This window comes from Streptosporangium sp. DT93 (assembly GCF_049844535.1).
Lineage (GTDB): Bacteria > Actinomycetota > Actinomycetes > Streptosporangiales > Streptosporangiaceae > Streptosporangium.
In genome coordinates, this window is record NZ_JBNCLF010000026.1 from 97533 (window position 1) to 116172 (window position 18640).

At 70.7% G+C, this 18640-nt stretch carries 19 protein-coding genes and 1 pseudogene; 12 read left to right on the forward strand and 8 right to left on the reverse strand.

The annotated features are described in order from the left end of the window. Positions 1 to 30: 30 nt before the first annotated feature. Positions 31 to 720, reverse strand: a complete 690-nt coding sequence (locus ACLQ2R_RS35765) for a TetR/AcrR family transcriptional regulator (RefSeq protein ID WP_425965848.1) — start codon at positions 718 to 720, stop codon at positions 31 to 33. 133 nt (positions 721 to 853) lie between these two features. Between ACLQ2R_RS35765 and ACLQ2R_RS35770 the strand changes: the two genes are divergently transcribed. The 3 genes from ACLQ2R_RS35770 to ACLQ2R_RS35780 all read left to right on the forward strand — a co-directional run bounded on the left by ACLQ2R_RS35770 (position 854) and on the right by ACLQ2R_RS35780 (position 4755). Next, positions 854 to 2005 carry an acetyl-CoA C-acetyltransferase gene (locus ACLQ2R_RS35770; protein WP_425965849.1) on the forward strand — a complete coding sequence of 384 codons (1152 nt, stop codon included), beginning with the start codon at positions 854 to 856 and terminating at the stop codon, positions 2003 to 2005. A 365-nt stretch (positions 2006 to 2370) separates the two neighbouring features. Further along, the gene (locus ACLQ2R_RS35775; protein ID WP_425965850.1) at positions 2371 to 3903 is read left to right on the forward strand and encodes a glycoside hydrolase family 3 protein; all 1533 of its coding nucleotides are present in this window, start codon (positions 2371 to 2373) and stop codon (positions 3901 to 3903) included. A 141-nt stretch (positions 3904 to 4044) separates the two neighbouring features. Next, positions 4045 to 4755: a pentapeptide repeat-containing protein gene (locus ACLQ2R_RS35780; RefSeq protein WP_425965851.1), complete on the forward strand. Its 711-nt coding sequence runs from the start codon at positions 4045 to 4047 to the stop codon at positions 4753 to 4755. 61 nt (positions 4756 to 4816) lie between these two features. Here ACLQ2R_RS35780 and ACLQ2R_RS35785 read toward each other — a convergent pair whose 3' ends face one another. From ACLQ2R_RS35785 to ACLQ2R_RS35800, 4 genes and pseudogenes are all read right to left on the reverse strand, one after another. Further along, positions 4817 to 5884, reverse strand: coding sequence for an NAD(P)H-dependent flavin oxidoreductase (locus ACLQ2R_RS35785; protein WP_425965871.1), 1068 nt, complete (start codon positions 5882 to 5884; stop codon positions 4817 to 4819). A gap of 125 nt (positions 5885 to 6009) precedes the next feature. Then, positions 6010 to 6780 (reverse strand): CoA-transferase subunit beta, encoded by a 771-nt coding sequence (locus ACLQ2R_RS35790; RefSeq protein WP_425965872.1) that lies wholly within the window; start codon positions 6778 to 6780, stop codon positions 6010 to 6012. Between the two features lie 83 nt (positions 6781 to 6863). After that, positions 6864 to 7721 (reverse strand): CoA transferase subunit A, encoded by an 858-nt coding sequence (locus tag ACLQ2R_RS35795; RefSeq protein WP_425965852.1) that lies wholly within the window; start codon positions 7719 to 7721, stop codon positions 6864 to 6866. 128 nt (positions 7722 to 7849) lie between these two features. Then, positions 7850 to 8587: pseudogene (locus ACLQ2R_RS35800) on the reverse strand (enoyl-CoA hydratase family protein); the annotation flags it as partial. 85 nt (positions 8588 to 8672) lie between these two features. Here ACLQ2R_RS35800 and ACLQ2R_RS35805 point away from each other — a divergent pair. Next, positions 8673 to 9533, forward strand: coding sequence for an SDR family oxidoreductase (locus tag ACLQ2R_RS35805; protein WP_425965853.1), 861 nt, complete (start codon positions 8673 to 8675; stop codon positions 9531 to 9533). Between the two features lie 44 nt (positions 9534 to 9577). Beyond that, positions 9578 to 10483, forward strand: coding sequence for an SDR family oxidoreductase (locus ACLQ2R_RS35810; RefSeq protein ID WP_425965854.1), 906 nt, complete (start codon positions 9578 to 9580; stop codon positions 10481 to 10483). Positions 10484 to 10598: 115 nt separating this feature from the next. On the opposite strand, the gene ACLQ2R_RS35815 is transcribed toward ACLQ2R_RS35810, so the two are convergent. Both ACLQ2R_RS35815 and ACLQ2R_RS35820 read right to left on the reverse strand, forming a co-directional pair. Beyond that, a complete protein-coding gene (locus ACLQ2R_RS35815; protein ID WP_425965855.1) occupies positions 10599 to 11078 on the reverse strand; it encodes an ATP-binding protein in 480 nt (159 codons plus the stop codon). Beyond that, positions 11075 to 11362 (reverse strand): hypothetical protein, encoded by a 288-nt coding sequence (locus ACLQ2R_RS35820; RefSeq protein ID WP_425965856.1) that lies wholly within the window; start codon positions 11360 to 11362, stop codon positions 11075 to 11077. The genes ACLQ2R_RS35815 and ACLQ2R_RS35820 overlap by 4 nt, the downstream gene beginning before the upstream one ends. A gap of 279 nt (positions 11363 to 11641) precedes the next feature. Here ACLQ2R_RS35820 and ACLQ2R_RS35825 point away from each other — a divergent pair, with 279 nt between their 5' ends. From ACLQ2R_RS35825 to ACLQ2R_RS35855, 7 genes are all read left to right on the forward strand, one after another. Continuing rightward, positions 11642 to 12502 (forward strand): helix-turn-helix domain-containing protein, encoded by an 861-nt coding sequence (locus ACLQ2R_RS35825; RefSeq protein ID WP_425965857.1) that lies wholly within the window; start codon positions 11642 to 11644, stop codon positions 12500 to 12502. Positions 12503 to 12530: 28 nt separating this feature from the next. After that, positions 12531 to 12770, forward strand: coding sequence for a DUF397 domain-containing protein (locus ACLQ2R_RS35830; protein ID WP_425965858.1), 240 nt, complete (start codon positions 12531 to 12533; stop codon positions 12768 to 12770). Between the two features lie 330 nt (positions 12771 to 13100). Continuing rightward, the gene (locus ACLQ2R_RS35835) at positions 13101 to 13259 is read left to right on the forward strand and encodes a DUF397 domain-containing protein (protein ID WP_425965859.1); all 159 of its coding nucleotides are present in this window, start codon (positions 13101 to 13103) and stop codon (positions 13257 to 13259) included. Between the two features lie 187 nt (positions 13260 to 13446). Then, positions 13447 to 13815, forward strand: coding sequence for a PadR family transcriptional regulator (locus ACLQ2R_RS35840; RefSeq protein ID WP_425965860.1), 369 nt, complete (start codon positions 13447 to 13449; stop codon positions 13813 to 13815). After that, positions 13812 to 14210, forward strand: coding sequence for a hypothetical protein (locus ACLQ2R_RS35845; protein ID WP_425965861.1), 399 nt, complete (start codon positions 13812 to 13814; stop codon positions 14208 to 14210). Before ACLQ2R_RS35840 ends, ACLQ2R_RS35845 begins: the two co-directional genes overlap by 4 nt. Positions 14211 to 14440: 230 nt before the next feature. Further along, positions 14441 to 14953 (forward strand): RDD family protein, encoded by a 513-nt coding sequence (locus ACLQ2R_RS35850; RefSeq protein ID WP_425965862.1) that lies wholly within the window; start codon positions 14441 to 14443, stop codon positions 14951 to 14953. A 218-nt stretch (positions 14954 to 15171) separates the two neighbouring features. Beyond that, on the forward strand, positions 15172 to 16020 hold the full coding sequence (locus tag ACLQ2R_RS35855) for an ATP-grasp domain-containing protein (RefSeq protein ID WP_425965863.1): 849 nt from the start codon (positions 15172 to 15174) through the stop codon (positions 16018 to 16020). A 56-nt stretch (positions 16021 to 16076) separates the two neighbouring features. Here the strand turns inward: ACLQ2R_RS35855 and ACLQ2R_RS35860 are convergent, their stop codons facing one another. Then, positions 16077 to 18587 carry a M14 family zinc carboxypeptidase gene (locus tag ACLQ2R_RS35860; protein ID WP_425965864.1) on the reverse strand — a complete coding sequence of 837 codons (2511 nt, stop codon included), beginning with the start codon at positions 18585 to 18587 and terminating at the stop codon, positions 16077 to 16079. Positions 18588 to 18640: the final 53 nt, after the last annotated feature.

Sequence of the window (18640 nt, forward strand, 5' to 3'; positions counted from 1 at the left end):
CCGGTCGCCGCGCCGGGTTCGTTCAGGCTGTCACGCGTTCTGACTGCTGCGCTCGCCGGTCGCCAGGCCGTCGAACAGGACGGTGATGTAGTGCTCGGCCAGCCCGGCGGTGTTCAGGCGGCCTCCGGGACGGAACCAGCGCACCGCCACCCAGATGGTGTCGCGGATCATGCGGTAGGTGAGCTTGGGGTCGACGTCGGGGCGGAACAGCCCGGCGGCCTGGCCGAGCTTGATCTGCTCCACCCACATCCGCTCGACCTCGTCCTCGGCCCTGACCAGGTAGTCGAAGCGGTCGCCGGGCAGGGAGCGCAGGTAGTTCCAGTCGTTCTGCATGACGGTGATCGCGGCCCGGTGCGGCTCCAGGGTGCTGAACCCGATGCGCACCATCTCTGAGAGAATCGTGCGGGAGTCGCCTCCGGTCTCCAGGGCGGCGCGGTAGCGGCCCACGAGATCGTCGAGGAAGGTGGTCAGCACCTCGTCGACGATCGTCTCCTTGGAGTCGAAGTGGTGGTAGAGGCTTCCGGAGAGGATGCCCGCCTCCTTGGCGATCTCCCGGACGCTGGTCGCCTGGAAGCCCTTGCGGGCGAAGAGCTCGGCGGCGAGTTTGACGAGATGGTCGCGGCGCTCCGACGCGGGACCGGATGTGGCCGCGCGCTTGGTCGTGCCCTGGCGTTTGACCGGGGTCGTGGTCGCGCCGCCGGAGTTCTTTCGCGTGTTCACACCCCTCATTATGGGCCCTTGCGCAATCGCTTGTTCACCTGAACGCGCCAGCTCATCCCGGCCCTCGTTTGCGACCAAGCGCTTGCTACACTACCCGTCAGGCGCACGACGCAGGGAACGGAGGGGTGAGGCGATGAGCGAGGCGTACATCGTCGGCGCGGTCCGCGCCCCGGTGGGCCGCAGGAACGGCGGCCTGGCGGGCGCGCACCCGGCCGACCTGGGCGCCCACGTCCTGCGCGAGCTCGTCGGCCGCAGCGGCGCGGACCCCGAGGCCGTGGACGACGTGGTGTTCGGGTGCGTCGACACCCTCGGGCCCCAGGCCGGTGACATCGCCCGCACCTGCTGGCTGGCCGCAGGGCTGCCCGAGGGCGTGCCGGGCGTCACGGTCGACCGCCAGTGCGGCTCCTCGCAGCAGGCCGTCCACTTCGCCGCCCAGGCCGTCATGTCGGGCACCTGCGACCTGGTGGTCGCCGGCGGCGTGCAGAACATGAGCATGGTCCCGATCGGGTACGCCATGACCGCCGGGCAGGCGCTCGGCTTCGACGGCCCGTTCGCGGGCTCGGAGGGCTGGCGGGCCCGGTACGGCGACCAGGAGGTCTCCCAGTTCCGCGGCGCCGAGATGATCGCCGAGAAATGGGACATCTCCCGGCGCGAGATGGAGGAGTTCGCCTGCGAGTCCCACCGGCGGGCCCTCCGCGCGATCGACGAGGGCCGCTTCACCGCCGAGATCGCCCCCTGGCGAGGCGTCTCGGCCGACGAGGGGCCGCGCCGCGACACCACCCTCGAACGGATGGCGGCGCTGAAGCCCCTGGTCGAGGGCGGGCGGCTCACCGCCGCGCTCTCCTCGCAGATCTCCGACGGCGCAGCGGCCCTCCTGCTCGCCTCCGCGCGGGCGGTCAGGGAGCACGGCCTGACCCCGCGCGCCCGCGTCCACCACCTCTCCGCCCGCGGCGACGACCCGATCATGATGCTCTCCGCGCCGATCCCGGCCACCGCGCACGCCCTGCGCCGGGCGGGCATGACGATCGGCGACATCGACGCGGTGGAGATCAACGAGGCGTTCGCCCCGGTCGTGCTGGCCTGGCTGAAGGAGACCGGCGCCGACCCCGCGCGGGTCAACCCCAACGGCGGCGCCATCGCCCTCGGCCACCCGCTGGGCGCGACCGGCGCCCGGCTGATGACCTCGCTCCTGCACGAGCTGGAACGGACCGGCGGCCGCTACGGCCTGCAGACGATGTGCGAGGGCGGCGGCCAGGCCAACGTGACCATCATCGAACGCCTTTAGGGGCTGTACGGACTGCGGGGGGTGTGCCCGTCCCGCCTCCCGCGGCCCCGTGGGCGGCGGCGACGGGACGGCCGATCGTGCCCGTCGATGGTGTGCCGGGCGTGGCGGGGATCGCGGGCGTGGTCACCGGTGCGATCGTCCCGACGCCGTGAGCCGGGTTCACGGGCATGCCGGATCACCCGTACCGAGCCCGGATTCCGCCGTGTCGCCGGAAGAGTGGTGGTCAGTCCACTAGCAATTAGGAAACTTTCCTATTAGATTTGCGTCGAGCCGCCGTGGGAGCGCTTCCGCGGGGGCCGGGCAACGTGATGTCCGCACGTCCCCGGCGGGAATCACCGGCCGGTCGTCAGAGCTAGGGGGAGTGGATGAAGCGCGGCCCAGAGCTGCTCCGTCTGGCGGAGACGGTCGTCCTTCCCGGCTTCGAGGGCAGGACGCCGCCCGACTGGCTCCGCCGGCGCCTCGGCGAGGGACTGACCGGCGTGGTGCTCTTCTCGCGGAACATCGCCACCCCCTCGCAGGTCGCCGACCTCACCGCCGCGCTCCGCCGGGAGAACCCCCAGGTCCTCGTCGGCATCGACGAGGAGTCCGGCGAGGTCACCCGCCTGGAGGCCGTGGACGGCAGCACCCGGCCGGGCAACTTCGCCCTCGGCGTGGCCGACGACACCGCCCTCACCGAGGAGATCGCCGCCGACCTCGGCCGCGAGCTGGCCGCGGCGGGAGTCAACCTCAACTTCGCCCCCTCGGCGGACGTGAACTCCAACCCCGACAACCCGGTCATCGGGCTGCGCTCGTTCGGCGCCGACCCCGACCTGGTCGCCCGGCACACCGCCGCCTGGATCCGCGGCATGCAGTCCGCGGGCGTGGCAGCCTGCGCCAAGCACTTCCCCGGTCACGGGGACACCTCGGTCGACTCCCACCACGGCGTGCCGTTCGTCGGTGCCACCGCCGAGGAGCTGCGCGACGTGGCGCTGCGGCCCTTCCGGGCGGCCGTCGCCCAGGGCGTCCGCACCGTCATGACCGGCCACCTCATGGTCGGCGCGCTGGACGCCGCGATGCCCGCCACCCTCAGCCGGGCGATCCTGCACGACCTGCTCAGGGACGAACTGGGCTTCGAGGGCGTCGTCGTCACCGACGGCATCGAGATGGCCGCGGTCTCCCGCTCGTACGGGATAGGCGGCGCCTCGGCCCTCGCCGTCGCCGCGGGCGCCGACGCGATCTGCGTGGGCGGCGAGCACGCCGACGAGGAGACCGCCATCGCGGTCCGCGACGCCATCGTGGACGCCGTGATCGAGGGCCGGCTCGACGAGGAGCGGCTGGCCGACGCGGCCCGCCGTGTCTGCGAGCTCGCCCTCTGGACCACCTCCTCGGCGCACCGGGCCTCCGCGCCCGCCCGCCCTGGGGAGGGCACGCGCACTCCCGCCGGACCGCCGATCGGCCTGGCCGCCGCGCGGAGGGCCCTGCGGGTGACCCGCCGTTCCTCGGCGACGACGCTCCCGCTCTCCTCCCCGCCGCACGTCGTCGAGCTGGCCCCCGAGATGAACCTCGCCATCGAGAAGAGCACCCCCTGGGGCGTCGGCGAGCCGCTCGGCAAGCTGCTGCCCGGGACCAGCGTGACCAGGCTGGAGGCCGCCACCGCCACCGGCGGCGCGATCGAGGCCGCCCTCGCCGCCGCGTCCGGGCGCCCGCTGGTCGTCGTCGTCCGTGACGCCCACCGCCACGCCTGGCAGACCGACGCGCTGCGCCACCTGCTGGCCGGGCGCGCCGACGCCGTCGTGGTGGAGATGGGCCTGCCCGGCCGCTCCGACCTCGGCGCGGTCCACATCGCCACCCACGGCGCCGCCCGCGTCTGCGGCCAGGCGGCCGCCGAACTCCTCGCCGGAGACCCGTCCGCCACCTGACCCGTGGCCGTCACCCGACCCGTGCCATCTGACCCCGGGACCACCTGCCTCCGGGGCCCGTCCGCGTCACCGCTTTCCCGGCACCGAGGCTCCAGAGTCGAGGTCGGTGATTTTGTCGGGGCGGGCTGCTTGGATCTCCGCATGGATGCGGCGCGGTTGCTGGCGGACCAGCGAGAGATCAAAGGGGTCGATCTGGCGGGGCTCTCGCTCGGGGGGCACCTGAGCGACGACGACTCCGGCGACCCGTACGTCTTCACCGAGTGCGACCTCACCGGCGCCGACCTCGCGGGGGCGTCGCTGGTGGAGGCGGCCTTCGAGGGGTGCGTGCTGGAGGGGGCCGACTTCCGCCGGGCGGACCTGGACGGGGCCCGTTTCTCCGGCGGCGGGGGAGCGGGGCTCAGGTTCGGCGGCGCCGACCTCGTCGACGCGGTCTTCACCGGCGTCGACCTGTCGGGTGCGGTCTTCGAGTCGGCGCTGCTCACCGACGCCTCCTTCACCGGCTGTCGCATGATCGGCGTCGTGCTCTCCACCTGCCGGGGCACCGGCTACCGCTTCGAGGGCTGCAACCTGACACTGGCCGAGCTCATCGGGTGCTCGTTCCGGGGCCTGCGTCTGCGGGGCGTCCGCCTCGACGACGCCAACCTGTCGGGCTGTGACTTCACCAAGGCCGTGTTCGAGGACTGCCGCCTGATCGGCGCCCGCACCGTGGAGACGGTCTTCACCGACGCCGACCTGCGCGGCGCCGACCTGGGCGACGTCGACGACACCCGGCTCCGGTCGCTGCGCGGAGCGGTCGTCAGCCCCGCCCAGGCGGCCGCCATCCTCGCCCTGCGCGGCCTCACCGTGAACTGACGCGTCCTTACCGTGAGGGGCCTCCCCGAGGAAAGGGCGACCGGCCTCCGCGCGGGCGCCGTCACGGGCGGGGCGAGCGATCCAGACCCTCCAGCCGGTCCAGGACGGCGTGCGCCTCGGACATGATCCGGTCGATCAGCTCCGCGCAGGACGGCAGGTCCTCGATCAGCCTGACGACCTGGCCGGAGGCCATGACCCCGAGGTCCGCGCGCCCGTCCACCATGGCGGCCCGCAGCAGCATCGGGGTGTTGGCCGCCTGGAGCACCTGGGCCCAGGTCAGGTCGCGGCCGTGCCGCATCCGGCGCCCCTCCCGGATCATCGCGGCCCACGACAGGCCCGACAACCGCCGGAAGCGGGCGCCGTTGGCGATCGCGCGCGGCAGGCGCAGGCGCGAGCGTTCGAGCGAGTCGACGAACGGGGTGCGCAGCACGCGGTGCGGCACGCCGTCCACCCGGGTGGTGACCACGGTCTCGGCGCCGTCCAGGTAGACCCGCTTCACGTCCTCGCCGACCGTGGAGTCCGAGGTCAGCAGGAAGCGGGTGCCCATCGCGATCCCGCAGGCGCCGTACGACAGGGCGGCGACCAGGCCGCGGCCGTCGCAGAACCCGCCCGCCGCGATCACCGGTATGTCCACCGCGTCCACGACCTGGGGGAGCAGCACCGTGGTGGGGACCGCCCCGGTGTGCCCGCCGCCCTCGCCGCCCTGCACGATCACCGCGTCCACCCCCCAGGCGGCGACCTTCTCGGCGTGCCGCCGCGCGCCGACCGAGGGGACGGTCAGCACCCCGGCGTCCTTCAGCCGCGCGATGAGCTCCCGCCGGGGGGCCATGGCGAACGACGCCACCCGCACGCCCTCGCGGATCAGCACGTCGATCCGTTCGCGGGCGTCGTCGGCGTCGGAGCGGAGGTTCACCCCGAAGGGCGCGTCCGTACGCTCCCTGACCTCCCGGATCGCCGCCGTCATCTGCTGGAGCGACATGGTGGCCGCCGCGAGGATCCCCAGCCCTCCGGCGGCGGAGGTGGCGGAGACGAGCCGGGCCCCGGCCACGTACCCCATGCCGGTCTGCACGACGGGGTACCGGCAGCCGAGCAGCTCGGTGAGCCGCGTCACCAGCCTTCGCGGCTCCACCGGTTCCGGGGGCGTGCCCTCCGCCGTTGTTCTCGTGGCGTCCTCCACGTCGTTTCCCGTCGTGTCCCCCGCGTCGGTCACGCCGTGCGGGGGACCGGCGCGGCCGGACCGGTCGGGGGACGGTGTCACGCCGGGACCTCCCGGTCGCGGAGCCCGCCGGGGTCGAGGACCTCGCGCAGCACGCCGAGCTCCTCGCCGGTGGGCCACCGGGTCGCCGGGACGTCGCCGTCGACGGCGAGGGGGAAACCGGTCGCGGCCACGACCTCCTCCACTGTGACATCCGGGTGGACCGACGCCAGGCGCATCGACCCGTCCGGGGTACGGAAGTCCAGCACGGCCAGGTCGGTCACCACCCGGCGCAGGTCGTGGTGGCGCCGGGCGCCCGGCCCGGCCTCGGCCGCGCGGTCGTGGCCGACACCGCTGACCATGTCCACGCGCGGTACGAACACGCGGGGCGAGTGCCGGGGGATCCAGTAGCTGGTCGGGCAGCAGACCGTGTTGCCCGGCACCCCCCGCACCCCCAGGAGCTGGGCCCTGGGCCGGGCCCAGTCGCCGATGCAGGAGATGTTGCTGTTGCCGTACCGGTCGATCTGGCTCGCGCCCAGCATGACGTGCCGCCTGCCGTTGAGCACCAGCCACAGGTGGTCCGCGAACGGCAGCCAGCCCTCGATGACCTCCGGCGCCTCTCCCAGCGCCGGGACGTCGCCGGTCAGCAGGCACGTCCCGTCGTGCGTGATCAGGTCGGGCTCGAAGGTGAGCCGGGCCAGCCGGGCGGCCAGCACGGTGATCGCGCCGCCGATGCCGGCGGCCAGGATCTCCCCGTCCCCCCGGAACGCCTCGGCGCACGCGACGACGCACACCTCGGCGCGGGTGGCGTCGGCGACGGCGGACCCGATGTCGCCGGTGACGCCGGTGACGCCGGTATCGCGACCGGCTCCGGTATCACGGTCGGCCCCGGTGGAGCGGTCGGCGCCGGTGGTCACGATTCCTCCCCGTACCGGCGTACGGCCTCCTGGTAGGCGGCCTCGTCACCGGACAGGTAGCGCTCCCGGAAGGCCCGCCACGCCTCGGGGTCGGCGGCGGCCCTCGCGTAGGCCCGCTGGAACGCCTCGTCGCGGCCGTGGTCGGGCTCGCAGCCCGTGAAGTGGGCGCCGCCCGGCGTCTCCACCACCCCGGCCACCATCGACCGGCTGATCAGCAGCGACTGCACGGGACCCTCCTTGAGCAGGTCGGCGGTGTCCACCACGCGTTCGCAGGAGACGTAACAGTGACCGGCCGCCTTGGCGTAGAGGTCGTCGAGGTAGGGGTCGGGCCCCAGGTACTGCGCGTTGCCGCGCCGGTCGGCCCGGTTCAGGTGCACCAGCGCGGCGTCCAGCGTCAAAGCGGGCACGGCGACGAACTCCTCGCCGTCGCCGTACGGCGAGCGGACGGTCCGCAGCTCCGGGTTGACCCGCATCACGTCGGAGCCCAGCCCGGCCCGGGTCGGCAGGAACGGCAGCCGGTGCGCCGCGGCGAGCAGGCCGAACATGAACATGCCCTCGTCGTACTCGGTGAACGCCACGGTCCCGGCCTGCCGGGCGGCCCGGAAGTGCGGCTCCAGCGGGATCGAGTCCAGCGTCACGAACGGGGCGACCACCCGGGCGACCTTGCCGTACGCGCACAGCAGGCCGACGTCGGGCCCGCCGTAGGACACGACGGTCAGGTCCCGTACCGGGGAACGGCAGATCGCCCTGACCAGGGCCATCGGCTTGCGGCGCGAGCCCCAGCCGCCGATGCCGACCGTCATGCCGTCGCGCAGCCGCCCGGCGACCTCGTCGGCGGTCATCAGCTTGCTCATCGGCCGTCCCCCTCCTCCGGACGCGGCACGCCGGACGGCTCCCGTCCCGCCGGGTCCGCCTTCGCCTTCGTTGAACCCGTCGAGCCCATAGGACCTGGCGACCGCGCCGAATCCGCCCGACCCGCGTCCTCCGCTCCCGCCACGAAGGCGTCGCGGTGTCTGTCGCCCGAGCCCATCAGGTTGAGCTCGAAGGTGAACCCCTGCTCGAACCGGTAGCTGCGCCTGACGTCGACCGGGTCGATGCCGTTCAGCGACTCCTTGGCGCGGCGGATGACGTACGGGTCCTTGTCCGCGATCCGGCCGGCGACGTCGAGGGCGGTCTCGCGCAGCCGGTCGCGTGGCACGACCTCCAGCACCGAGCCGAAGGCGTGCAACTCGTCGGCGGTGACGGTGCGGCACGTGTAGACCATGGCCCGCATCAGGTGCTGGGGGACCAGCCTGGCCAGGTGGGTGGCCGCGCCGAGCGCGCCCCGGTCGACCTCGGGCAGGCCGAAGTAGGCGTCGTCGGAGACGACCACGATGTCGGCGTTGCCCGCCAGCCCGACCCCGCCGCCCAGGCAGAACCCGTGCACGGCGGCGATCACCGGCACCTCGCACTCGTAGACTGCCGCGAACGCGGCGAAACACCCCCGGTTGGCGCCGACCAGGGCGGTGTGCCCGGCCGTGGCCTGCATCTCCTTGACGTCCACCCCGGCGTTGAAACCCCGGCCCTCCGCGCGCAGCACCACGACGCGCGTCGCGGGGTCGCGTCCGGCCTCCCGCAGGGCCTCGGCCAGCTCGAACCAGCCCGAGACCGGTAGCGCGTTGACCGGTGGCACGTCCACCACGACCTCGGCGACCGCGCCGCCGTGAAGAGTGATTCCCATCGCGCCTCACTATTGGCACCTAACGCTTGCTTGGTACCGTAGCACGTGACGATCGGCACGGCACGGCGACGGAGAGGCGGTCACGGTGGACACCGAAGGCGGTGGGGTGAACACCGGAGGCAGCGACGGGGAAGGGGCGGGTACGCCGAGCGCCGTGGGCGGGACGGCCCCCGCACCCGGCGGCCGGATCTCCTACGACCTCACCGGATCGGTCGTCCTGGTGACCGGCGGCACCAGGGGGATCGGCGCGGGCGTCGCGGGCGCCTTCGCGGCCGCCGGGGCCCGGGTGGTGGTGTGCGCCCGCGGTGAGCCGGAGACCCTGCCCGAGGGCGTCACGTTCGCCCCGGCCGACGTGCGCGACGCCGCGGACGTCGACCGCCTGCTCTCCGGGATCGGGGAGCGGCACGGGCGGCTCGACACGGTCGTCAACAACGCCGGTGGCTCGCCGCAGGCGCAGGTGGCCGGAACCTCGCCCAGGCTGCACACCCGGGTGGTGGAGCTCAACCTCATCGCCCCGCTGCTGGTCGCGCAGCGCGCCCACCCGCTCCTCGCCGCCTCCGGCGGCTCGGTCATCATGATCGGCAGCTCCAGCGGTACGCGCCCCTCCCCGGGCACCTCCGCCTACGGCGCCGCCAAGGCCGGCCTGCACCACCTGGCCGACTGCCTGGCCGCCGAGTGGGCGCCGCGCGTCCGGGTCAACACGGTCGTCGTCGGCCTCGCCGAGACCGGGGACCCGGCGGCCTCGGCCGCCCACTACGGCGGCCCCGGCGGGGTCGCGCGGATGGGCGCGGCCGTCCCCGCGGGCCGGACGGCCCTGCCCTCGGACGTGGCCGCGGTGTGCCTGTGGCTGGCGGTGCCCGGCTACGTGACCGGCGCGCGGATCGCCGTCCACGGCGGCGGCGAGATCCCCGCCTGGCGGCGGATCGCCTCTGGACACGACGGGTGAACGGCCGGGAAACTCTGCATGATCACAACGAGAGGGGGCCCGGCATGGGCGGTATCTGCGAGGGGCGCGTGGTGGCCGTCACCGGCGCCGGGCGCGGCATCGGCAGGGAGCACGCCCTGGAGTTCGCCCGGCAGGGCGCCCGCGTCGTGGTCAACGACCTCGGCACCGGCCGCGAGGGCGACGGGCGTTCGGGCACCCCCGCGCTGGAGGTCGTCGAGGAGATCCGCGACCTGGGCGGCCGCGCGGTGGCCAGCGGCGACGACGTCACCGACTGGGACGGCGCGGCCCGGCTGGTCAAGGCGGCGCTGAGCGCCTTCGGGCGGCTGGACGTGCTGGTGAACAACGCCGGGTTCGTCCGCGACCGGATGCTGGTCTCGATGACCGAGCAGGAGTGGGACGACGTGATCCAGGTCCACCTCAAGGGCCATTTCCTGCCGCTGCGGCACGCGGGCGCCCACTGGCGGGAGCGGTCGAAGGCGGGCGACCCGGTGGACGCCCGGGTGATCAACACCTCGTCCGGGGCGGGGCTGCTGGGCAGCGTCGCGCAGGGCAACTACTCGGCGGCCAAGGCGGGCATCGTGGCCCTCACCCAGGTGGCCGCCGCCGAGCTCGGCCGCTACGGCGTCACGGTGAACGCGATCGCCCCGGCCGCCCGTACCCGGATGACCGAGGAGGTCTTCGCCGAGACCATGGCCCGGCCGAAGGAGGGCTTCGACGCCATGGACCCGGCCAACATCGCCCCGCTGGTCGCCTGGCTCGGCTCGGCCGCCTCCGGGCACGTCACCGGCCGCGTCTTCGAGGTCGAGGGCGGCTCCGTCTCCCTCGCCGACGGCTGGCGTCACGGCCCCCGCGTCGACCGGGGCGCCCGCTGGGACCCCTCCGACATCGGTGACGCCGTCACGAAACTCCTCACCGAGGCCCCCGCCCCGGAACCGGTGTACGGGGCGTGACCGCCGGACCTCGGTCATAGGCGTCGCTCCGTTTCCCGCGCCGCGTCGCGGGCCGTTCCCGGCATTCCCGCCGCCGACAGGCGGTACGCGCGGCCATGACCCATGAACGGGACTTTCAGGCGTTCGCCGACCCGTCACAACGAAGCCGGAACCAGACCGTTCTTTTCCCGGTTTTCTCGTCCTGATCGCTGCCCCAAGCGTGTGACAGGAAGTCCACCCAGCTCAGGCCGCGCCCGCTGAGGCTGTCGTCGCCGGCCTTCTGGATCGTGGGCGCGGTGGTGGTCGAGCCGTCGTCGGCCACCTCGATGTGAACCAGGCCCGCGCCGAGGTCCACCCGGACCGTGACCAGGCCATCAGGGCGGGCCGAGTCGCTGTGCAGGACCGCATTGGTGACGACCTCGCTGACCAGCAGTTCGAGGGTCTCCATCGTCTCGGCGGGGATGTGGCCGGCCAGGATTCCCAGCACCCACCTGCGGGCGACTCTCGCTGACCGGGCGATGCCGGGAAGATCGCGCCGGCCCATGACCTGGAATCCGTCCCAGTGTCCGATCGCCGCTTCTGCCGCGTTGGAGTCGTCCCGTCCTCGCGCGCTCACGCGGTCACCGTTGATGCGATCATGTCAGCCGCGTTGTTGGCCTCGGCCCAGACCCAATCCCTTCGCCAGGTCACCGACCACCAGGGACGCCAGACGAAGACCCAGCCGCAGGCGCGGCGAGCAACCTGAATTCGGACCCGTACCCCGTTGAGGGACATGATCTCCAGGACCGGGGGTCCGGAGGCGGGGACGACCAGTGAGGTGGACACCTCGAGAACACGGAGGTCCCAGCCAAGTCGTACGAGGTGGATGTACTGCTCTTGTTGCGGATCACGCACGTCCATGGCTCGGCTCCCGAGTTCGCTGACATACGACAGGTTCCACGGGTGTGATCGTCAGCTAAGTAACGCTGCCGGATCGCAGGTGAGGACAGCCTGGGGCTCTCACCTGGGGCGTGGCCCGATCCACGCTTGATGCACTGACATCATGTGGGCACTGTGAGTTACCTGGCAATCTGATTGACAATATTGACAGCTCAAATGCCAAGGAGATCTTCTGTCTCGCTTGCCCGGCATCTTGGGTGACGACAGACTGAGGCGATCTGAACGCAAGGGGGGCCCATCGTGAGCGCCGAGCAGCCGGCCACCATACGAACCCGCAGGCTGGCGGGTGAGTTGCGACGTCTCCGTGAGGTGGCAGGTCTCACCGGCGATCAAGCGGCCAAGCGGTTGGGTTGGGACCCCTCGAAGCTCAGCCGCTACGAGACGGCTCGCAGACGTGTCCAGCCCAAGGACCTGAACGTACTTCTCGATCTCTATGCCGTCCCCGACGACAAACGACAGGCTCTCGTCGACCTGGCGCGCAACTCACGGTTCAAGGGGTGGTGGGACGCATACGGCGACACCCTGCCCACTGAACTTGCTGCCTACATCGCCCTCGAAGCCGAAGCCACGTCAATCCGTGGTTTCTCCGCGCAAATTATCCCTGGGATGCTTCAGACCGACGAGTACGCACGCTCTGTCATTCAGGCCGGCCTCATGGATCTCGTGCCCCGAAGAGAAATCGAACGTCGGGTGGAAGCCCGCAGAACCCGTCAGCGACTTCTTGACCGAGGGTCCTCTCCTCTCGGCTACTGGATCATCCTGAGTGAGGCGGCACTTCGAAACAGGGTGGGCTCTCCGGAGGACATGCAAACCCAGTGCCATCACCTGATGAAGCTGAGCCGAGCCGCCAACATCACCATCCAGATCCTTCCCTTCGTCTCCGGTGCGCATCCCGCAACGGCCGGGACCTTCTCGATCCTCAGCTTTCCAGCTCACTATGACGACGATGTGGTGTACGTCGAGACACTAACCGGCAACCTCTGGGTAGAAGACGAAAGGGACGTTCACCGCTATACACTTGCTTTTGATCACCTTCGCGCAACGGCGTACGAGGTCGAGGAGTCCCTCTCGTTCATCGCCGCTGTTGCCGATCAACTGTGATCGCCGACTCGACGGAAGGGGTGGCGAGATGGCCGCGTTCGGGCATCCACATGCCGTATGGCGAACGAGCAGTCTGAGCGCCAACGGCGCCGACTGTGTTCAAGTTGCTGTTGTGAACCATGTCGGCGAACACAAGTCCGATTCGCATCGGATGTTCTTGGTTCGTGACTCCAAGAACCCTGACAGCGGAACCCTGTCTTTCACCCCTGCGCAATGGCTCACCTTCCTCGGCGGAGTGAAGAGCGGCACATTCAACTGCTTGGTCTGATCCGCTAGCCTACGTTGAGGGCTACAACACCTAAATCATCTCGTTCGGGATTGACGTCCACCCGATATGCAGGTTCATTCGCCACCTTCCCCTTCCAGGATCCTGATCTCCTGCATCTCGCAGGCATGCTTGGTGATTTTTCCCCGGAGGCGGAGGTTGAGATCAACCGGCACGACCTGATCTTTAGCGGCCCTCATGGCTCACCCTCAGTCCAGAGACCTCGCGTAAACGACCACTAAATTCATGCGGTAGGCCGTATATCGGGAAGCAGAATGACCGCGCAGGACCTGTCTCCCGCGAAATGCTACAAGGGTAGCTGCAGTGGTAGCAGTGGCGATTGCAGGCAACCCCGCTGGCATTGCGGCCATTCGCGACAGTAAGAAGCCGAGCGGCCACACGCTGATCTTCTCACTCGGCGGATGGCGCATTTCGTCAACGGCATTAAGGTCGAAGAGCTCGACAATCTGGTTTCCAGGCAGGGCGAAGTGATGCACCCCTTCTGGAGCTTCGACAGATACGACGCGTAAGAAAAAGCCACAGTGTGACAGTTGGGACGCGTGAGTGTCTCTGGGGCGGGTAGTGCAGTTTGGTTGTGTGGATCCCGTATGCCGAGTTCACTGTTGAAACGAGGCCCACAAGGCTCGTTTTTCTTATTTCACCTAAGTATGCTAGATGCATGGCAGGCATCGAACGTATCACCCAGCCCATGCTGGACGTGCTCGAAGTGCTCGTACACGCCCACGAGGAGAAGATTCCGATCCATGGCTGGGTCATCATGAAGGAGAGTAAACGCGCAGGACCCACCGTCTATAAGGTCCTCGATCGACTCGAAGACGCCAGATGGATCGCCGGGGAGTGGGAAACGCTCACCCCTGATCAGTCTCGCCCTCGCCGCCGCTTCTACCGCCTCACCGGCGAAGGCGTCCTGGCCGCCCAGGCACTTCTTGACGCCCGACGACCTTCTGCTCCTTTCCAATCGAACCCGGTTCTTGACTTCCTTTCGCTCGGCCGTTTAAAAGCACTGCGACACAGGGACGCGTCATGAGTGGTTGGGAGATCGTTATCGGGGTACTGCTCGGGCTCGCTGTTAACGAGGCGTGTGATCTATCCCCTTGGTTGGCAAGGAAGCTCGTGCAATGGTCCGCACGTTTTAAATATGGGAAAAGTGAGCGCGCTGAGGTACGAGCAGAAGAGCTATCGGCAATGATCGACAGTCGCCCCGGCAAATTACTCAAGCTGGCGACGGGCCTAATATTCTCGGTATCGGCTCTGGTTGGGTGGGGGAAAAGTAGGTTCGTGGGGAGTCTTATGATGATAAGAATGTCGGATCGCCTGTACATGAACAATGATAAATTTGCTCATGGGGTTGGCTGGAAGGTGTCGCGAGAAAATCTCCGGCGCATCTATCGAGATCCACGCTTCGATCATCTCGACTCCTGAACAAATTTTCTGGCGCTAGATCATCCTGTGGGTCTAGCGAGGTGAAAAGCTTTGTGGCTAAGGCGAGCATTTTATTTTTTCGTACACGGGTCGACTGTTTCGGATAAATATACATTCTTGTCCGGCCTTTGCTTCTGGTCTCGCGCTGAGCAGGCCCTTCAGTGGGTTTCCAGTGGATCACCAGACGCGGGGTCAGTGGGTCACCAGTCCCCACCGGCACGCTGTGCGGCATGACCACCACCGCACCGTTCTTCACCCCGCGTCCCGACTCCAAGAACCGGAACCTCTACGCGGCCTCCATGGGCCGGCGCCTGGGAGCCCGGGTCGTCGACTCGTTCCTGCTCGGCGTCATTCTGGCTCCCGTCCTGTACCTCTACGAGGGGGTGGCCGCCTCCGGCATCGGACCCTACGCGCCGGACAACGTCGTCCTGCCGGGTCTCATCGTTCTCGCGGTCACGGCGATCTACGAGGCCGTGGCGACCGGCGTGGCCGGGGGGACGGTCGGCAAGTTCGTCGCGGGGATCAGGGTCGTCGACCTGGAGACCGGTGACCCGGTGTCGATGGGCGTCTCCTTCACGCGGTACGCGGTCGTCGCGGCCGTCGGCGCCACGGGCTGGTTCGTCCCGTACGTGGGCGCCGTCCTCGCGATCGTCTGGGTGTTCTCGATGTTCCTCGACGGCGGCGGTTACCGGCGGGCATGGCACGACAGAGCCGCGAGGACCTGGGTCGTCGAGCGTCCGTGAGACTCCGTTGTCGTTGTCGAGCGTCCGTGACACCTCGCCGTTGTGGTCGAGCACCGGTGACGCCCCGCCGTCGTCGTCGAGCATCCGAGGCGCCCTGCCGTCGTTGACACACCCCGGGTGGACCGGCCGACCGGCGCGCGGGGTGGGGCATAACCCGAAATATGCACTCATGTAAGGTGTGTCATGTTCTTTTGGTGATGACGCAAGGAGCTGTTCCGGTGGGTTATTCCGCGGCGTACGTGACCTGGGCCGACCCCGACAAGGTGGATGACGAGAAGGAGATCACCGTCGCCGCCTGGGCCGGGGTGGGGATCGCCGGGCGGATCGAGCGGTGGGACGACCCGGGGGTCGACTGGGCCGCGTACGACGCCGTCGTGGTCCGTACCCCGTGGGACTACGTGGAGCGGCGCGCGGAGTTCCTCGCCTGGGCCCGGCGCGTCGAGTCGGTCACCCGGCTGCTCAACCCGGCCGACGTGCTGGAGCGCAACACCGACAAGACCTACCTGCGGGAGCTGGAGGTGCCGATCATCCCCACCTACTGGGGCGTGCCGGGCGAGGCCGTGGACTTCCCGGTCTTCGGCGAGTACGTGGTCAAGCCGTCGATCTCGGTGGGGGCCCGCGACACGATCAGGACCGCCGACCGCGCCGAGGCCGAGGCGCACGTGGCCCGGCTGACCGGCGCGGGACGGACCGCGATGATCCAGCCCTACCTGGACATGGTCGAGACCGAGGGGGAGACCTCGCTGCTCTACTTCGGCGGCCGGTTCAGCCACGCCGTCCGGCGCAACGCCATGCTGGGCGGCGAGGCCAGCAAGCCGGGACAGGGGACCGACGACCACGGCCGGTTCCGCGACCCCGAGCCGGACCAGATCGCGCTGGCCGAGCGGCTGCTCGCCGGATACCCGACCCTGCTGTACGCCCGGGTCGACCTGGTCCGCCTGGCCGACGGCAGTCCGGCCCTGATCGAGCTGGAGCTCACCGAGCCCTACCTCTTCCTGCGGTACGCGCCCGGCGCCGTCGACACCTTCGCGCGTGCCCTGGCCCGGATGCTGGCCGAGGCACGCTGACCGCCCGCGGGCCCGGCGCGGCGCGCGCCCCGGGACGGGACGCGCGCCGCTCCCGGTCAGTTCGGCAGCACCACCGCGAGCGGGGTGACCCCGGCGGCGCGCAGCGCGCCCGGGAGCCTCCTGGCCCAGGGGTGCTCGTGCGGGTCGAGGCCGCCGGGGTTGGCGACCGTGAAGCGGACCGCGCCGCCGGTGGCGGCCTGCTCGCTCCAGACGGCGCCGAAGCCCCTCAGCACCCCGGCGACCCGGTCACGGTCGGACGCCGCGACGGTGACGCGGATCGGCGAGGTGCGGTCCGGGACGGCCGCGGCGGCCCTGGAGGCGTCGGGCGCCGGGGCGCGCGACGACCGGGCCGAGGCCGGCGGCAGGTCGGCGGTGATCGCGTTGGCGACGATCTTCGCCGTGCCGTCGGTGAAGGCGCGGAAGTTCGGGTCGGCGGCGAACAGCACCGCGTGACCGGCGCCGACCGGTTCGGCGACCGACGCCGCCGTCCCGGCGAGCTCCTCGGCGCCCAGCGCGAAGCCGGACAGGAACCACTCGGGCGAGTCCGCGGCAGGGTAGGAGGTCAGCACGTGCGCCGGGTCCGCGGCCCGCATGACCAGGTCGTAGGCGTAGAACTGCATGACGTCCGGCCCGACGCCGCGGCTCAGCGGGCCCTGCGCCACGGTGGTGCGGAGCAGCGAGCCGGGGACGTCCGAGGCCGGTTCGGCGAGCGTCACGGCGGAGACGCCGGCCAGCGCGGCGAGCTGGGTGCCGCCCGACCAGCCGACGTAGCGCCCGCCGGCGCCGACCCAGTCGCGCAGCGCGGCGCGGCCGGTCTCGCCGAGGACGGTGTTCGCCGCGTTCGCCGGGCCGTCCGGCACGAGCAGCACGTCCAGCCCGCCCAGGCCGCCCGCGGCGACGTCGGCCGGGGTGAGCACCCGGTAGGGGAGCTTCCAGTCGCGGTCCAGGCGGTGGCGGAGCCAGCCGGAGGACTCGGCGGCGTTCCGCGCGGTGCCGCCGGACAGCTGCAGGACGCCGATCGACCGGGAGGTGCGCACCCGCGCCGAGGGGGCGTCCACGGCCCGCACCGGCGTGGCGAGGGGGAGCAGCACCTGGCCGGAGGAACCGCCGGAGACGTTGCCGAGCAGCGGCAGGCTCCACGCGGTCACGTCGTAGAAGTAGGGGAACGGCGTGTAGGTGTCCTCGTTCAGCATGGCCTGGATCCAGTGCTTCTGGCCCTGGGCCATCGGGATCCAGTAGGTGCCCCTGGGCAGCGTGGTCCTGGCCTCGGCCCTGCCGTAGGGCTTGAAATCCCTGACCGTCAGCGGCTTGGCCAGCGTGAACACCTGGACGTCCATCCGCTGCAGACGCCGTACGACGAGGTCGGTCTCGGCCTTCTTGGCCGGGTCGTCCGCGCGCAGGAAGTAGTGGCGGACCCTGCGGTCGGGCACCTGGGTGATGACCTCGTTGCCCGGGTTGTAGACCTTGTTCGGCTCCAGCCTGCCTTCGAGGCCCTGCTTGAAGGCCTCGGCGTACATGCCGTGCCAGGTGGTGAGGATCTCGGTCTTCCTGTCGGCGGCGGCCGAGAGCGAGACCCACTGGGTGAGCCACTGCTCGAAGGTACGGGCGGCGATCGGGGAGGCGTTGCCCTTCTCGAACGTCATGCCCGCGGCGTTGAAGCCGGTGGTCGGGACCGTGTCGCCGTAGCCCATGTAGAACATGTCGTAGACGTCGCGGTTGAAGAAGGGGATGGCGCGCTTCGTGAACTCGCCGATCATCGCGGCGCCGTAGGTGTTGTTGATCCAGTCGATCGTCGGCTCGGCGATGTCGTGGTAGAACGGGTCGGCGTTCGGCGGGAAGAAGTACTCGGTGCCGCCCATCTCGTGGGCGTCGATGAAGAGCTGCGGAGGATACTTCCGCAGCAGCTCGATCTTGCCGTCGGTCTCCGGCTGGGTCCGCGCGAACCAGTCGCGGTTCATGTCGAACGAGTAGGCGTTGCGCCGGGTGTCGGCCTCGCGGCCGTCGGGGTTCTGCGTCGGCAGGATCACCACGACGGCGTTGTCCAGGATGCGCCTGGCCGCGCAGTCGTCGCGTCCGGCGAGGTCGTGGAGGGTCTTCAGCGCGGCGTCGGTGCCGCTCTCCTCGCCGCCGTGCACGTTCCCGGCGACCCACAGGATCGCGGGGGTGTTCCTGGCCAGGGTCCTGGCCGCGGCGGCGGGGGTGAGGGGGTTGCGCAGCAGCTTGATCGAGGTCTCGATCGCGCGCAGGTTCCGGATGTTGCGGGGGGTGCCGACGACGGCGTACCTCAGGGGGCGTCCCTCGGCGGTGGTGGCCAGGGTGCCGGAGACGACCCGGTCGCTGGCCCTGTCGATCGCGCCGAGCAGGGTGTCGGACTCGGCCGTGGTGACCTCGCGCTCACCGAGGTCGAAGCCGAGCACGCTTCTGGGCGTGGGGACCTTGCCGTGGTAGGCGGGGGGAGTCGTGGTGGCGTCGCAGGCGGGCGCGGGGGGTGCGGCGGGGGTGGGATCCGCCTGGGCGGCCCCCGCGGGAAGGGCGGTGGGGGGGGGGCGCCCCGGGCGCGGGGCCACCCCGCCCCCACCCAACAAAACACCCCGGGGGGAATAGAAAGAGAGAACGCGGC

Bases quoted from the DNA above. Each gene is read 5' to 3' on its own strand.
- ACLQ2R_RS35850 (WP_425965862.1), top strand. From the start codon at position 14,441: ATGACCACCACCGCACCGTTCTTCACCCCGCGTCCCGACTCCAAGAAC.
- ACLQ2R_RS35820 (WP_425965856.1), bottom strand. From the start codon at position 11,362: ATGGACGTGCGTGATCCGCAACAAGAGCAGTACATCCACCTCGTACGA.
- ACLQ2R_RS35795 (WP_425965852.1), bottom strand. From the start codon at position 7,721: ATGAGCAAGCTGATGACCGCCGACGAGGTCGCCGGGCGGCTGCGCGAC.
- ACLQ2R_RS35780 (WP_425965851.1), top strand. From the start codon at position 4,045: ATGGATGCGGCGCGGTTGCTGGCGGACCAGCGAGAGATCAAAGGGGTC.
- ACLQ2R_RS35840 (WP_425965860.1), top strand. From the start codon at position 13,447: ATGGCAGGCATCGAACGTATCACCCAGCCCATGCTGGACGTGCTCGAA.
- ACLQ2R_RS35770 (WP_425965849.1), top strand. From the start codon at position 854: ATGAGCGAGGCGTACATCGTCGGCGCGGTCCGCGCCCCGGTGGGCCGC.
- ACLQ2R_RS35845 (WP_425965861.1), top strand. From the start codon at position 13,812: ATGAGTGGTTGGGAGATCGTTATCGGGGTACTGCTCGGGCTCGCTGTT.
- ACLQ2R_RS35775 (WP_425965850.1), top strand. From the start codon at position 2,371: ATGAAGCGCGGCCCAGAGCTGCTCCGTCTGGCGGAGACGGTCGTCCTT.
- ACLQ2R_RS35830 (WP_425965858.1), top strand. From the start codon at position 12,531: ATGGCCGCGTTCGGGCATCCACATGCCGTATGGCGAACGAGCAGTCTG.
- ACLQ2R_RS35810 (WP_425965854.1), top strand. From the start codon at position 9,578: ATGGGCGGTATCTGCGAGGGGCGCGTGGTGGCCGTCACCGGCGCCGGG.